Here is a 13,442-nt window from a genome sequence, read left to right as displayed (position 1 = left end):
ACGGGTGTTGGTAACGCAGTCAGCGCTATTATTTTTCTTCTAATTTACGCAGGCGAATATTTAACTCGCCCAGTTGCTTGCTATCAACCACACCCGGTGCATCGGTCATAATACAGGCCGCACTCTGAGTTTTAGGGAAGGCAATCACGTCACGGATGGATTTGGCGCCGGTCATCAACATCACCAAACGGTCTAGACCAAAGGCCAAACCACCGTGCGGCGGTGCGCCGTATTTTAAGGCATCCAGCAAGAAGCCAAACTTCTCATCGGCCTCTTCTGGACCAATACCCAGTACGCGGAATACCGCTTGCTGCATATCACTGCGGTGGATACGCACCGAACCACCACCTAATTCAGTGCCGTTCAGAACCATATCATAGGCGATAGACAAGGCCTCGCCTGGCGCTTTTTCCAATTCTTCCGGTGAGCATGACGGCGCCGTAAACGGATGGTGTAAAGACGTCCAATTGCCACTGCCGTCCTGCTCAAACATCGGGAAATCTACTACCCACAGTGGCGCCCACTCACAGGTATATAGTTTGAGATCTTCACCCAACTTACAGCGTAAGGCACCAAGCGCTTCATTAACGACTTTGGTAGTGTCGGCACCGAAGAAGATCAGGTCGCCGTTTTCGGCGTCAAGACGCGTCAAAATGGCTGCGCGAACTGGCTCGGGTAAAAATTTCACAATCGGCGACTGCAGACCATTTTCCAGATCAGACTTATCGTTAACCTTGATATAAGCCAGACCCTTGGCACCATATATACCAACAAACTTGGTATATTCATCGATTTTCTTACGGGTCAGTGCCTCATTACCACCAGGTACTTTTAAGGCCGCAACACGCCCGTCAGCACTGTTGGCTGGGCCTGAGAACACCTTAAACTCAACCTCTTGCATTAGGTCGCCAACATCAACCATTTCCAGTGGAATACGCATATCTGGCTTATCGCTGCCAAAGCGCGACATCGCCTCTGCGTATTTCATGGTCGGGAAACTGCCGAGGTCGATATTCATCACCTCTTTAAACAGATCGCCAATCATGCCTTCGGTGACAGCCATGATCTGCTTGTCATCCATAAAGGAGGTTTCAATATCGATCTGGGTGAATTCGGGCTGACGATCGGCGCGCAGATCTTCATCGCGAAAACATTTGGCGATTTGATAATATCGATCAAAGCCAGACACCATCAATAACTGTTTGAACAACTGCGGTGACTGCGGCAAGGCAAAGAACTTGCCGGCGTGGGTGCGACTAGGCACTAAGTAATCGCGGGCGCCCTCAGGGGTGGCGCGGGTCAAAATCGGGGTTTCTATATCAAGGAAATTCTGGCTATCTAAATAGCGACGCAACACTGACGTAATCTTTGCGCGCAAACGTAATTTATCGGAAATCTGCGGGCGACGTAAATCTAAGTAGCGATAGCGCAGGCGCACGTCTTCGCCAACATTAGTGTAGTCGTCAAGCTGAAAAGGTGGGGTTTCTGACTCATTCAGAATCTCCAGTTCTTTACCCAGCACTTCGATCTCGCCGGTCTTCATATTGGCGTTAACCGTTGCGCCAGCGCGAGCGCGAACCCGGCCCCGAATACGCAGCACGTACTCGCCACGAACACGGTCAGCAGTACGGAAATGCTCTTCGGTATCCGGGTCAAAAACAACCTGAACAATGCCTTCGCGGTCACGCATATCGAGGAAAATAACCCCGCCATGGTCACGACGACGGTCAACCCAGCCACACAGGGTGACTTCCTGATCTATATGCTCACTACTCAAGCTGCCGCAATAATGACTGCGCATGTGTTCTATTCTCGCTGTATCAAATGTGTATCTAGGTAATGCCATTGGCACTGCGTGTTCTGTGCCAATCGCTAAATTCTAGGCGCCACCAATGCTGTGGCTCGCCCGATCTCAGCGCTAGGTGGCTGGTGCGGAGGACGAACCACCGGTAGACCCTTCACCTGCTAAATTCTTCTTTTTGCCACTGCCTTTAAAATCAGTCTCGTACCAGCCGCCGCCTTTTAGACGAAACCCGGCCGCCGAAATCTTTTTCACCAATGCGGTTGCACCGCACTGTGGACAGTCTTTTAAAGCAGGATCACTCATTTTCTGCAGTGCTTCATGCTCGTGTTGGCAAGCCTGGCACTGGTATTCATAAATCGGCATAGGAAAACTCCCAAAACTCAAAGCACATAAAAGAAGTCATATCGAGCCAAGCGGCGCAAAAGGAGCGGGATTATAACGCAAAGCGGGGCTGGCAATAAATGCAGCAGCGAGTTTGAGGGGAAATAAACTGTTAAAGAGGGAAAATCAGCCTCGAGCACATCAAAAAATGTCGAGGCTGACGGCAATCAGACTTAAACAGCGAAGTCTTTCAGTTTTTTCAGTGGACGAACCTTAACAGCAACGCTCGCTGGCTTGGCTTTGAACATGGTTTCTTCACCAGTAAACGGGTTAATCCCTTTACGCGCTTTGGTAGCGGGCTTTTTAACCGTGGTGATTTTCATCAGACCGGGAATCGTGAACTCACCCAGAGCGCGCTTTTTAACACTGCGTTCAATCAGTACTTCTAGCTCTTCGAGAACCTCACCAACCTGCTTGCGCGTTAAATTGGTGTTCTCAGCGATCTCGGTGAGGATTTGAGTCTTGGTCATTTTCTCAGAGATGGCTGTTGTTTTGCGCTTGGGTGCGGCAGCAGCGGCAGCAACTTTAGCTTTAGCTGGAGCTTTTTTTGGGGCAGCTTTTTTGGGAGCAGCTTTTTTTATCGCCATTAGAATATTCCTGTATCACACGTTAAGTTTTATTGGCCTAATTACGGTTTTGAGCACTAAGCAGCGAGTACCGCATGCTGATCACACATCTATGCCTGCGACTATCTATAGTAGATTCTGCTAAGCAATACAAGATTAATACGCTTTTTTTGGCCTAAAACACTACAAAAGAAGCATTTTTTGTATAACACTCACTATAATTCGTTCAAATTTATGTCGCGACAAACTCGGCAGACCAACCCTACAGAGCTTAGAACTGCGTTTGAGGTCAGCCCTAAACCGAGTTTTATAACTCGCTCAACAGGGGGACATTGCTAGCAGCGTAGGCCGAGCGCAACTGCCTTAGGTGCTTATCCAGCGCATTCACGTCATAGGGTTTTGCTGGGAGCAGCCCCCACACAGGCTTCGGCCACCCCGCATCATTGGAAAACCGAGCAATATGGTGCACATGAAGCTGCGGCACCATATTCCCAAGCGCCGCCACGTTTAGTTTTTCGGCATTGAGCTCGCTGCGCAATAGCGCGCACGTGGCATTAGACTCTTTTAGATACAGCTGCTGATCCGCCGCGCTAAGATCGCAGATCTCTCGCAGCCCATCACGCCGCGGCACCAATATCAGCCACGGATACTGACTATCGTTCATCAATAAGACTCGACATAGGGGTAAATCTCCCACAACGGCGCAGTCTCTCGCTAATACTTCATGTAATTTGAACATCACTCCCCCTGCGGCCTGTACCACGCCAGCGATCAATCGTAAAATGCCCGAACTCTGACAAACAAGGCCCGAACTTCATCATGCGCGCTAGCCAATTCCTTATTGCCACCCAAAAAGAAACTCCAGCCGACGCTGAAGTCATCAGTCATCAACTTATGCTGCGAGCAGGCATGATACGCAAGCTTGCCACTGGGCTCTACACATGGCTACCGATGGGCCTGCGAGTATTGCGTAAAGTTGAGGGTATTGTCCGTGAAGAAATGAATCGCAGCGGTGCAATGGAAGTCATGATGCCTATTGTTCAGCCTGCCGAGCTGTGGGAAGAATCAGGCCGCTGGGAGCAATACGGCGCCGAACTATTGCGTATTGGTGATCGCCACAAACGCGCTTTCTGCCTTGGCCCCACCCATGAAGAAGTGATTACTGACCTAATTCGCAATGAAATTAAGAGCTACAAACAACTACCGGCAAATTTTTACCAAATTCAAACGAAATTCCGTGATGAGATCCGTCCTCGTTTTGGCGTAATGCGCTCGCGTGAGTTTATTATGAAGGATGCCTATTCCTTCCATAACGACCAAGAATCACTGCAAGCTACTTACGATGTGATGCATGCAAGCTACACTCGCATATTCACCCGCCTAGGTTTGGATTTCCGACCTGTTATTGCGGACACCGGCTCAATTGGTGGCAGCGGCTCTCATGAATTTCATGTTCTGGCGTCGTCCGGCGAAGACGATATCGCCTTCTCTGACACCTCAGACTACGCCGCCAATGTTGAAATGGCCGAGGCACTCGCTCCCGCCGGTGAACGCCCTGCCGCCAGCAGCAGCGTAGATAAAATCGCCACACCCGGCGCCCACACTATTGATGAAGTGAGCACCTTGCTGAAGGTCTCAGCCAGTCAAATTCTGAAAACGCTAATTATATACAGCGATAGCGATGAAAACGGTAACAAGGAACTGATCGCTCTTGTGGTGCGCGGCGACCATAACTTGAATGACATTAAGACAGAGAAAATGGCCGGCGTCGCCTCGCCACTAACCTTTGCCAGCGAAGAAGATATTCAAGCCCGCCTAAATTGTAAACCCGGCTCTATTGGCCCTGTTGGGTTGGACATACGCGTTATTGCCGATCGCAGCGCCGCCCATAGTGCTAATTTTATCTGTGGCGCCAATGAAGACGGCTTTCATCTGAGCGGCGTCAATTGGGATAGAGACGTCAGCTTTGCTGAAACTGCAGATTTGCGCGATGTGGTAGAAGGCGACCCTAGCCCCGACGGCCAGGGCAGATTGCTAATTAAGCGCGGCATAGAAGTGGGCCACATATTCCAGCTTGGCACTAAATATTCAGAGGCGATGAAGGCGACTGTACTCAATGAAAATGGCAAAGATCAAACCATAACAATGGGTTGCTACGGCATCGGTGTCACCCGCGTTGTGGCCTCGGCTATTGAACAAAACCATGATGATAAAGGTATTCTTTGGCCAAGCAGTATTGCGCCTTTTGAGATTGCGATTGTGCCTTTAAATATTCAAAAATCTGAGCGCGTTCGCGAACAAGCAGAACTGCTCTACAGCTCCTTGCAGGGTATGGGCTATGACGTACTGCTAGATGATCGCAATGAGCGCCCCGGCGTGAAATTTGCTGACATGGAACTAATCGGCATACCTCATCGCATCGTGATCGGCGACCGTGGCCTAGACAAAGGCATGTTCGAATATAAAAACCGTCGCGCCAGCGACAATGAAGATGTCGCGCTGGACGATATCGTCGATTTCATTCAGCAACAACTGCCTCGCTAAATGTTTGCAGTCAGTACCAAGCAAGCTAGCCTAGCGGTATTGATGTCGCGGCTAGGCTTGGTAGTCCTAATGCTAAGTTCAACGTTTAGCCTTGCAGATGCAGTGCCTGCTATGGATAGCGGCGGCGAGACCATGACGGCCGCGCAGCAAGAGCGCGACGAATTACGGGTTTTCCTGAAACAGGCCGTCAGCAATGCGGATAGCTTTAAGGACCGTTTCGATGCCGAGGTTTGGCTATTCGATATGTCCGGCCGCATGGCACGGTATATCAAAGACCCGCAAGCACGACTCACTTTTCTACGCAGCGTACACCGCGAAGCCAGTGCTGCAGACTTAAGCCCCGAAATAGTATTGGCACTCATTGAAGTCGAAAGCTATTTTGATCAGTTTGCGGTATCCCGTGTCGGTGCGCAGGGCTTGATGCAAGTTATGCCCTTCTGGAAGAAAGAAATCGGACGCCCCGATGACAACCTCACAAATGCAGATATCAATCTGCGCTATGGCTGCCAGATTTTGCAGTTTTATTTACAAAAAGAAAAAGGCAATCTGCATCGCGCGCTGGCCCGCTACAATGGCAGCCTTGGTAAAAGCTGGTATCCAGAGCGAGTATTTGATCGGTGGCGCCGGCATTGGTATAACGGCGAGGTAAAAATTTATTAAACTAGCGCGGTGGCCGGTCGCCGCCATGTTCTGGCAAACCGGGTCTGGGTGGTTTATCTTGAATGCGCCCCAATTCTCGCAGCGCAAACTTAAGCCTCTGCTCTGGTGGCAAGGTCGCCAAGACGGTTGCCAGCACGTGATGGCTGACTTGCTTTAAATTATTATCCGCCATTCTAATTACCTGAAAACCGCTATTAATTTGCGCCTCAGTGGCTTGCTCGCTTTTTAAAACACCCACCATGTCGCGCTTGGCAGCCCGGAGCCGCCGATACGCCTTTGCCATTTCTTTGCGATGCATCGCCAGAACTTGGCGCATAGGTTCCGCCAACTCCTTGGGCTCATCTTTCAATAATTGCTTAGCCATACTATGCATGGCATGACGCTCTTGCCCCATTAAACGATGGCCTACATATAAGCCCAACAGCAAGCCATTTAGCACTAAGGAAACTAACAGAGCGATCACTAGGCTTTTACGTGAATTCATAATTCTGTACCTGCAATCCAATGACTGACCTCATAAGTCGCCGTTGCATCAAAGACGTAGACATCAGGGTCGGTATAATCAGCAAAATATCCACTCGCACCAAGTAACACACCTAATAATGCTGAGGCCATCGCCGCTGCAAAACTCAAGCGCCAAGGCGGAGTAAATAACGGCTCGCGAGGCAGCCGCTTACCGGGCAGAGCAATGGTCGCTAGACGCGCCTGCAAAGCTGTACTTGGCTCCAAATCAGGGACAATATCTTGATACCACTTAGCGAGCTCGCTTTCTTCACGCCGCGCGTGTTGCCACCGCAACACGCAGGAATCTATGCGCAGAAAAATCGGCAATAACAGACGAGCTAACAATGGCCAATGCGAGACATCAGCACCATGGCGCGCTAACAGCGCAGAAAATATTTGTTCTGCCAATGTCATTCCCGACCTCCCAATCGCGTTCGCAACTGATGCTTCGCTCGGCTAATTAACGATTCAACCGCTTTAGCCGACAAACCCATAATAGTTGCGATATCTTTCACCGATACGTCCTGGTAAAAACGAAATGCCATGGTGGCACGCTGATTATCCGGTAGTGATTTTAAGGCATCAAAGACGACGGCATTATCACCCGCGCTCACAATGAGCTCTGGCGCCGCAATATCGGCAATCGAATCGGCCAAATTATCATCTAATACCAGACGCTGCTGAACTCGCTGACGAAAATTGAGGGCTAAATTATTAGCCACGCGATATAGCCAGGTGCTCAGCTTGGCGTCATCGCGCCATTCAGGCGCTTGCTTCCAAAGCCGTTCAAACACTTCCTGACAAAGGTCTTCTGCGTCATCGCGAGAAAGCACTATGCGGTAGACAAGATTCAACACCATTTTACTATGGCGGCCCAATAGAATCGCAAACGCCTGTTGGTCGCCATCTGCTACTCGCCGCATCAATTCGATGTCAGATAACTGCACGCTGAATCCTAAAAATCGGCGAAAAAGGGATATTAATTACACGCCGTCACCCTTGTGGTGTTCGCCGTCATGACCCTCATCGCCGTGACTGCGCATTGCCTTAAACATTTCACGGCGATCAATAGTGCCATCGCCATTGCGATCCATGCGCTTCGCCATTTTATCGGTACTGGCGGCAAACTCGTCTGCAGAAACTTGCCCATCCTCATTAGTATCAGCGCGATCGAAGCGGTCTTTCTTCTTTGCTTTGCGCTCAGCCTTCAGCTGCGCCTTGTACTCGGTCACTTCTTCACGGCTCAAATTACCGTCACCGTTCAAATCCATTTTTGCAAATTCCGCCTGACGATACTCAGACAGCTCGATGGTTGTGACGGTGCCATCGCCATTGAGATCAAAATGTGGGCGCAGTTTTCGCTCTTCCCCAGCGATCGCTGACACTGCCACTAGAGAAACGATAACGCTGAGAATTTTTTGTGCTGTATTCATATTTGGTACTCCCAAGAATCATTGCTTAGAATTTTGCTTCATTTCGACGGCCGTTAATTATTAAACACCGCAAGCGCAAAAATCCTTCGCAGGGAACGACAAATAATGACTAAGATACGAGATATACACTGTGCCTAAGTGATACTGAACTCATAGCGCCACACGCCCGCCTCTAAATAACAGCGATTTCTGGGACCAGAAAGAGTGGGATCTATCGCCGCATAGCCAACATCGCCATCGTACAACATGCATATAACATCATTATGCGAAGATATTAGGGGCTGAAAATAAGGGACAGTGCGATCAAGATAAAAGCGCTTGGCATCAAGCTGGGTCCCGCACGCGGCAAGCTCGGCCAGCGTAACAACGGTTGGCGGCAATAGGGCCAAGTCACCACGGCGATGAAGTTGTAAAAAGTGCTCTGGGGCTCCCCATAGGAAATCATCCATCTCCTCACCGTCAACAAGTACCTCGGCATTGTCACCCTCGGCAAGAAAGAACCAGGTCGCAAATCGACGACCCATGGCGGGCGGCGTTGTCCAATGCGACAGCAGCAACAAATCATGCGCTCTCAAAGAAATGCTGGCTTCTTCCATGGTCTCTCTGGCGGCTGCAGCGCGAGCGGCCTGCTCCTCGTTCGCGGCGCCATCATAATCTTCAGGGTCAAGAGTGCCACCTGGGAAAACCCAATGACCGCCGCCGACTTTAAGTTGCTTGTGTCTTCGCAACAGCAGGATTTCTAGTCCGGCATCGCTGTCGCGAGTAATAACGGCTGTTGCCGCCGCTCGAATATCACTTGTCATTGCTTAAAACCCATCGCGCTATATCAACACGTGATCTAGCGCCTCTATTATTGTTTCGGCACGCGGCCGGATTCGAAAGTTGTCGGTTAGATCCGCGTAAATTATGGTGCCGCTTTCATCTGTCATCAACACCGTTGGCAATACGGTATCGTAACCATAGCCCAACATTCCAAGCGGGACACCGTGGCGGTGAACAATACCAAGACTAGTTGCCGCCCGATTACCATCATCCACATAGAATGGCATGGACACACCGAGACGGGATTGCTGCGCTGCACTTTTCTTTGGGCTTTGCGGACTTATCAGCACTAGCTCCACACCACGGTCACCGAAGGCTTCGTAATATTTGGCTAAATCCGCCAGCTGTGCCTGACACATTGGGCACCAGTTACCACGGAAAAATACCCACAACACTTTTTTACCCAGAAAACTCGATGATGATAGCTGCTCGCCATTGAGGGTCGCCAGCTCGAAATCCGCTAACTGCCCGCCTTTTTGCAATAACACATTATCGCTACGATCTAGATAGGTATACCAAAACACGTATACCAGCACCCCACCCAGCCCAAAAAACAAGGTATAAAAGGTGGGCAGCGGCTCCATCTCTATCACAGTGAGCACCGAGCCTAAGAGGGCCATAACGACCGGTGTTGCTATAAAACGCACAACGCGGACATAGGGGAAGGTATAAACCATGCTCATAAATAGCACCAGCGGCCCAACGGCAAGCAGGGCACCCAACCAAGACAAGCTAAATGTAGCATCTCCCAGAAGGTGACAAATACTTTGGATGGAAACCGCAATACACAAGACCAAGTAGGGAATTGCATACCAGCGCTTAAGCTGCGATATCAGGCCCAATATCATCAATTGTTATCCCTGCTATTCACCAAACCTCTTAGCGTTTCACTATGAAACCTGCTTATTGTATTGTAGCTTAACCTTATACGTACTTTTTAAGCTATTGACCGAAAATAAGTGCGAGCAAAATAAGCGGCAATAGCTCATAAAAATATTAAGACTTAAACTAGCGCCGCATTGAAGGTCATAGCTTACGCCTCGGCGATGCAAAAAAACATAACAACACTAAATATATCAGATAGTTGCAAACACAGGGTGTGGAATCAAATGGCAAAACTTTCGATAATGGATTTAGGCTTTTTTCTGACAGAGACCGACGCAAGCCCCAAACATGTTGGTGGTCTGCTTATGTTTAGCAAGCCCGCAGCGGCAGCGGCCGACTATGTTGAAAAGCTTGTTGACGCGTACGCCTGCAATATTGATGAAATCCGCGCACCGTTCAATCAAATAATTCAGTTTTCCGTCTTTAAAGCACCGAGCTGGGAATGTGACAAAAACTTCGATATTAGCCAGCACGTTTTTTATCACACTATAGAAGGTGATGACTTTCGCGACAGTCTTTATGACTTAATCGGTGAGTTACACAGCGTGCGTATGGATCGCAGCCGGCCGATGTGGGAAATGCATGTTATTCAAGGTATTGATGACAAGCGTTTCGCACTGTACACCAAGCTACACCATGCTTATGCCGATGGCGTGACTATGTCATCGTGGCTGGTGAATAGCCTAAGTGAATCTGCACGAACAAAATCTGTAACGCCGATATGGTCAGTCTTGCCGCATAAACGCCGGCAGAGCGCCGCTGACAGCATCTCAGTGATGAAGGTATTGACGCAGCTCGGCGGCCGCTACACCGATTATATAAAAGCATTTACAGGCCTCAGTAAGCTCAGCGCGCAGCTCGCTTTAGAAACTTTAAACCTAACAAAAAATGCAGTTGCCGTGCCGTTCAGAGCCAATAGTTCCACACCGCTAACAGGGCAAGTCAGTGCCGGGCGTCAAATCGCCACTGCAGCTGTTGATATGGAGCGAGTGCATCGTCTGCGCAAACTCACTAGGTCTACTCTCAATCACATTGCCTTAACGTGTATCGACGGCGCACTGCATCGCTACCTGCAAGATTGCGGAACCGACATCAACGAACCCATCACTATTCAAATGCCGGTAAATTTGCGTCAAAGTGGCGATGATAGCTTAGGTAATAAAATTGGCATAGTGCTTGTTGAACTGGCTAGTAAAACCACCGACCCCTATGAAAGATTGCGTGAAATAGGCTTTACGCTGCGCAATGTACGCTATCAAATTGATGGTGTACCACCGGCATCAGTGATGGCGTATACCGTTCTACTCGGCGGTGTGTCACTGATTGCTGAAGCACTGAAACTGGGGGACGTACTGCCACCACTGGGTAACACTTTAGTGTCAAATGTACCTGGCCCGGCTAAGGCACTTTACTTAAAAGGAGCAAAACTTGAAGAAATGTACCCCATTAGCGCCTTAACACCGAGCAACCATTTAAATATTACGCTATACAGTTATGATGGGCGCTTACAATTCGGCTTGGTCGCCACCACTGCCATGCCAAATCTCAATGTTCTCGGCGACTATATACACGAAGCATTTGACGACCTAGAAAAGGCCGTTTCTCCATCTTTACTAGCTAACACGAAAAAATAACACCGTAATAGATACCTAAAATTCAAATAAAAACTTGGAGATTTACCATGAGTTATTTTGTCACCGGCGGTACCGGATTTATCGGTAGCGCACTAATCGAACGCCTAGCCAAGCGCAAAGGTACTATCTACGTCTTAGTGCGCCGCGGTTCAAAACAAAAATACAAAGACCTTCTTGAAAAGAGCGGACTCAGTTCAGACCGTTTAGTGGCGATAAATGGTGATCTATCCAAACCACGCCTCGGCATCAGCCCCAAAGATATGGCAAGCCTTAAAGGTTCGGTAAAACACTTCTACCACCTTGCTGCGATTTACGATCTAAAAGCTGACGCGGCGAGCCAAGAGATTGCCAATGTAGATGGCACTAGAAACGCCATCGCCGCCGCCGAAGCCATGGATGCCAAATGCTTTAACCTCGCCAGCTCTATCGCTGCAGCGGGCTTGTATCGCGGCACCTTTCGTGAAGATATGTTTGAAGAGGCCCAAGGCCTAGAACACGCTTATTTCCGCACCAAGCATGTCTCAGAGGGCTTAGTACGTAACGAATGCAAAATACCCTACCGCATATACCGTCCAGCCTTGGTCGTCGGCGATTCTAAGACCGGTGAAATCGACAAGATAGACGGCCCGTATTATTTCTTCAAATTACTACAAAGACTGCGCAATCGTATTCCACAGTGGGTGCCACTGATCGGTGTAGAAGGCGGGCAAATGAATATCGTCCCCGTTGATTATGTTGCTGATGCAATGGACTTCTTGTCGCACAAGGCTGGCTTAGATGGCCGCTGCTTCCACTTGGTCAATACCGAGTCACAGTTGGTGGGTGAGGTATTAAATATTTTCTCTAAAGCCGCCCACGCTCCCCGCTTTGCAATGCGTATTGATATGCGGATGTTTGCCTTTATTCCAGCATCAATTCTCAATCTGGTAAAAGGGCTGCCACCCGTTCGCAGAATAATAAATGCCATTCTCGCTGATTATCAGATTCCACAAGACGCCATGAGCTTTATGAATATGCCCACTCGTTTTGACACTCGCGAGACGCTTAAGGCATTGAAAGGCAGCGGAATCGGACCGCCAGCATTAGAAGATTATGCGCATGTCATCTGGGATTACTGGGAGCGCAATCTCGATCCAGATCTATTTGAAGATCGCTCGCTGCGAGGCAATGTAAAAGATAAGATTATTGTTATTACCGGCGCGTCATCAGGTATCGGTAAAGCGGCGGCAATTAAGTTGGCAGCGGCCGGCGGTAAAGTCGTTTTAGTCGCACGCTCTCTTGAAAAGCTGGAAGAGACTCAGAAGGAAATAGCTGACAAAGGCGGCTCTAGCTACGCTTACAGCTGTGATGTATCCGACTTGGAGTCCTGCGACAAATTAGTCGCTAAAGTGCTGGAAAATCATGGTCAGGTGGATGTGCTTGTTAATAACGCGGGGCGCTCAATACGGCGCTCACTCGAATTAACGTTTGATCGCTTCCATGACTTTGAACGCACCATGCAGCTTAACTATTTTGGCGCTATTCGTTTAATTATGGGACTGGCTCCATCAATGCTAGAACGCAAAGTTGGTCACGTGATTAACATCTCTTCCATTGCGGTCATTGTTGGCACTTCACCGCGCTTTTCGGCGTATGCCGCCTCTAAATCGGCTTTAGATGCTTTTTCTAAGGCAGCTGCAGCGGAGTTCTCTGACCGGAATATCGCGTTCACAACGATTAATATGCCACTGGTTAGAACACCGATGATTGGGCCAACATCGATCTATAACTCGGTGCCAACACTGTCTCCGGAAGAAGCAGCAGACATGATTTGTAGTGCCATTATTCGCAGACCGAAACGCATTGCCACGGGCCTTGGTATTACTATGCAAGTTCTTAACGCAATTATGCCAAAGGCGGTGGAGATCACTATGAATATGGTTTTCCGCACATTCCCAGACTCTTCAGCTGCCAAGGGCGACGGTGAAGAAATCAAGACCGAGGCGTCTACCGAGCAAATTGCACTGGCAGCCGTTTTAAAAGGCATTCACGTCTAAGTTCAAGTTCTGGCTTAACATCCACACAGTAAGTAATAAGCGAGCTTCGCTCGCTTATTACTTACTTACTTAAGTCACACATTCTTCTTTTCTTATTCCGCACATCTGCTTAATTATTTATTAGGCAATCAAAATCGTGAGTTCACATCAGCATCAAGCTAGCTTGGCTTATT

At 49.1% G+C, this 13,442-nt stretch carries 14 protein-coding genes; 4 read left to right on the top strand and 10 right to left on the bottom strand.

Going from position 1 to position 13,442, the window contains the following annotated elements; translation table 11 throughout:
* Positions 1-28: 28 nt before the first annotated feature.
* The 4 genes from aspS to ACI955_RS01855 form a co-directional block, all read right to left on the bottom strand.
* Complete coding sequence (gene aspS, locus ACI955_RS01870) at positions 29-1,801, bottom strand: aspartate--tRNA ligase (protein ID WP_415242031.1); 1,773 nt, start codon at positions 1,799-1,801, stop codon at positions 29-31.
* A 117-nt stretch (positions 1,802-1,918) separates the two neighbouring features.
* The gene (locus tag ACI955_RS01865) at positions 1,919-2,167 is read right to left on the bottom strand and encodes an FmdB family zinc ribbon protein (protein ID WP_415242030.1); all 249 of its coding nucleotides are present in this window, start codon (positions 2,165-2,167) and stop codon (positions 1,919-1,921) included.
* A gap of 191 nt (positions 2,168-2,358) precedes the next feature.
* Positions 2,359-2,772 (bottom strand): HU family DNA-binding protein, encoded by a 414-nt coding sequence (locus ACI955_RS01860; RefSeq protein ID WP_368376880.1) that lies wholly within the window; start codon positions 2,770-2,772, stop codon positions 2,359-2,361.
* 286 nt (positions 2,773-3,058) lie between these two features.
* Positions 3,059-3,490, bottom strand: coding sequence for an HIT domain-containing protein (locus ACI955_RS01855; protein ID WP_415242029.1), 432 nt, complete (start codon positions 3,488-3,490; stop codon positions 3,059-3,061).
* A gap of 80 nt (positions 3,491-3,570) precedes the next feature.
* Between ACI955_RS01855 and ACI955_RS01850 the strand changes: the two genes are divergently transcribed.
* Both ACI955_RS01850 and ACI955_RS01845 read left to right on the top strand, forming a co-directional pair.
* Positions 3,571-5,295: a proline--tRNA ligase gene (locus tag ACI955_RS01850; protein ID WP_415242028.1), complete on the top strand. Its 1,725-nt coding sequence runs from the start codon at positions 3,571-3,573 to the stop codon at positions 5,293-5,295.
* A 111-nt stretch (positions 5,296-5,406) separates the two neighbouring features.
* Entirely contained in the window at positions 5,407-5,955 is a 549-nt protein-coding gene (locus ACI955_RS01845) for a lytic transglycosylase domain-containing protein (protein ID WP_415242070.1), read from the top strand.
* Position 5,956: 1 nt separating this feature from the next.
* Here ACI955_RS01845 and ACI955_RS01840 read toward each other — a convergent pair whose 3' ends face one another.
* The 6 genes from ACI955_RS01840 to ACI955_RS01815 all read right to left on the bottom strand — a co-directional run bounded on the left by ACI955_RS01840 (position 5,957) and on the right by ACI955_RS01815 (position 9,562).
* Positions 5,957-6,439: a periplasmic heavy metal sensor gene (locus ACI955_RS01840; RefSeq protein WP_415242027.1), complete on the bottom strand. Its 483-nt coding sequence runs from the start codon at positions 6,437-6,439 to the stop codon at positions 5,957-5,959.
* Positions 6,436-6,873 (bottom strand): hypothetical protein, encoded by a 438-nt coding sequence (locus ACI955_RS01835; protein WP_415242026.1) that lies wholly within the window; start codon positions 6,871-6,873, stop codon positions 6,436-6,438. The genes ACI955_RS01840 and ACI955_RS01835 overlap by 4 nt, the downstream gene beginning before the upstream one ends.
* Entirely contained in the window at positions 6,870-7,406 is a 537-nt protein-coding gene (locus ACI955_RS01830) for an RNA polymerase sigma factor (protein WP_415242025.1), read from the bottom strand. Before ACI955_RS01830 ends, ACI955_RS01835 begins: the two co-directional genes overlap by 4 nt.
* 36 nt (positions 7,407-7,442) lie before the next feature.
* Positions 7,443-7,892, bottom strand: coding sequence for an EF-hand domain-containing protein (locus tag ACI955_RS01825; protein ID WP_415242024.1), 450 nt, complete (start codon positions 7,890-7,892; stop codon positions 7,443-7,445).
* A gap of 134 nt (positions 7,893-8,026) precedes the next feature.
* On the bottom strand, positions 8,027-8,695 hold the full coding sequence (locus tag ACI955_RS01820; RefSeq protein ID WP_415242023.1) for an NUDIX hydrolase: 669 nt from the start codon (positions 8,693-8,695) through the stop codon (positions 8,027-8,029).
* 18 nt (positions 8,696-8,713) lie between these two features.
* Positions 8,714-9,562: a peroxiredoxin family protein gene (locus ACI955_RS01815; RefSeq protein WP_415242022.1), complete on the bottom strand. Its 849-nt coding sequence runs from the start codon at positions 9,560-9,562 to the stop codon at positions 8,714-8,716.
* 261 nt (positions 9,563-9,823) lie between these two features.
* On the opposite strand from ACI955_RS01815, the gene ACI955_RS01810 reads away from it, so the two are divergent.
* Both ACI955_RS01810 and ACI955_RS01805 read left to right on the top strand, forming a co-directional pair.
* Entirely contained in the window at positions 9,824-11,233 is a 1,410-nt protein-coding gene (locus ACI955_RS01810; protein ID WP_415242021.1) for a wax ester/triacylglycerol synthase family O-acyltransferase, read from the top strand.
* A 47-nt stretch (positions 11,234-11,280) separates the two neighbouring features.
* Positions 11,281-13,269 (top strand): SDR family oxidoreductase, encoded by a 1,989-nt coding sequence (locus tag ACI955_RS01805; RefSeq protein ID WP_415242020.1) that lies wholly within the window; start codon positions 11,281-11,283, stop codon positions 13,267-13,269.
* Positions 13,270-13,442 lie beyond the last annotated feature (173 nt).

This window comes from Zhongshania sp. (assembly GCF_047636175.1).
Classification (GTDB): Bacteria; Pseudomonadota; Gammaproteobacteria; order Pseudomonadales; family Spongiibacteraceae; genus Spongiibacter.
This window is presented reverse-complemented; position numbering and strand designations above follow the sequence as displayed.

What these genes read in the sequence shown, in the direction of transcription:
- aspS (WP_415242031.1), bottom strand. Translation starts at nt 1,801, where the DNA reads ATGCGCAGTCATTATTGCGGCAGCTTGAGTAGTGAGCATATAGATCAG.
- ACI955_RS01865 (WP_415242030.1), bottom strand. Translation starts at nt 2,167, where the DNA reads ATGCCGATTTATGAATACCAGTGCCAGGCTTGCCAACACGAGCATGAA.
- ACI955_RS01860 (WP_368376880.1), bottom strand. Translation starts at nt 2,772, where the DNA reads ATGGCGATAAAAAAAGCTGCTCCCAAAAAAGCTGCCCCAAAAAAAGCT.
- ACI955_RS01855 (WP_415242029.1), bottom strand. Translation starts at nt 3,490, where the DNA reads ATGTTCAAATTACATGAAGTATTAGCGAGAGACTGCGCCGTTGTGGGA.
- ACI955_RS01850 (WP_415242028.1), top strand. Translation starts at nt 3,571, where the DNA reads ATGCGCGCTAGCCAATTCCTTATTGCCACCCAAAAAGAAACTCCAGCC.
- ACI955_RS01845 (WP_415242070.1), top strand. Translation starts at nt 5,407, where the DNA reads ATGGATAGCGGCGGCGAGACCATGACGGCCGCGCAGCAAGAGCGCGAC.
- ACI955_RS01840 (WP_415242027.1), bottom strand. Translation starts at nt 6,439, where the DNA reads ATGAATTCACGTAAAAGCCTAGTGATCGCTCTGTTAGTTTCCTTAGTG.
- ACI955_RS01835 (WP_415242026.1), bottom strand. Translation starts at nt 6,873, where the DNA reads ATGACATTGGCAGAACAAATATTTTCTGCGCTGTTAGCGCGCCATGGT.
- ACI955_RS01825 (WP_415242024.1), bottom strand. Translation starts at nt 7,892, where the DNA reads ATGAATACAGCACAAAAAATTCTCAGCGTTATCGTTTCTCTAGTGGCA.
- ACI955_RS01820 (WP_415242023.1), bottom strand. Translation starts at nt 8,695, where the DNA reads ATGACAAGTGATATTCGAGCGGCGGCAACAGCCGTTATTACTCGCGAC.
- ACI955_RS01815 (WP_415242022.1), bottom strand. Translation starts at nt 9,562, where the DNA reads ATGATATTGGGCCTGATATCGCAGCTTAAGCGCTGGTATGCAATTCCC.
- ACI955_RS01810 (WP_415242021.1), top strand. Translation starts at nt 9,824, where the DNA reads ATGGCAAAACTTTCGATAATGGATTTAGGCTTTTTTCTGACAGAGACC.
- ACI955_RS01805 (WP_415242020.1), top strand. Translation starts at nt 11,281, where the DNA reads ATGAGTTATTTTGTCACCGGCGGTACCGGATTTATCGGTAGCGCACTA.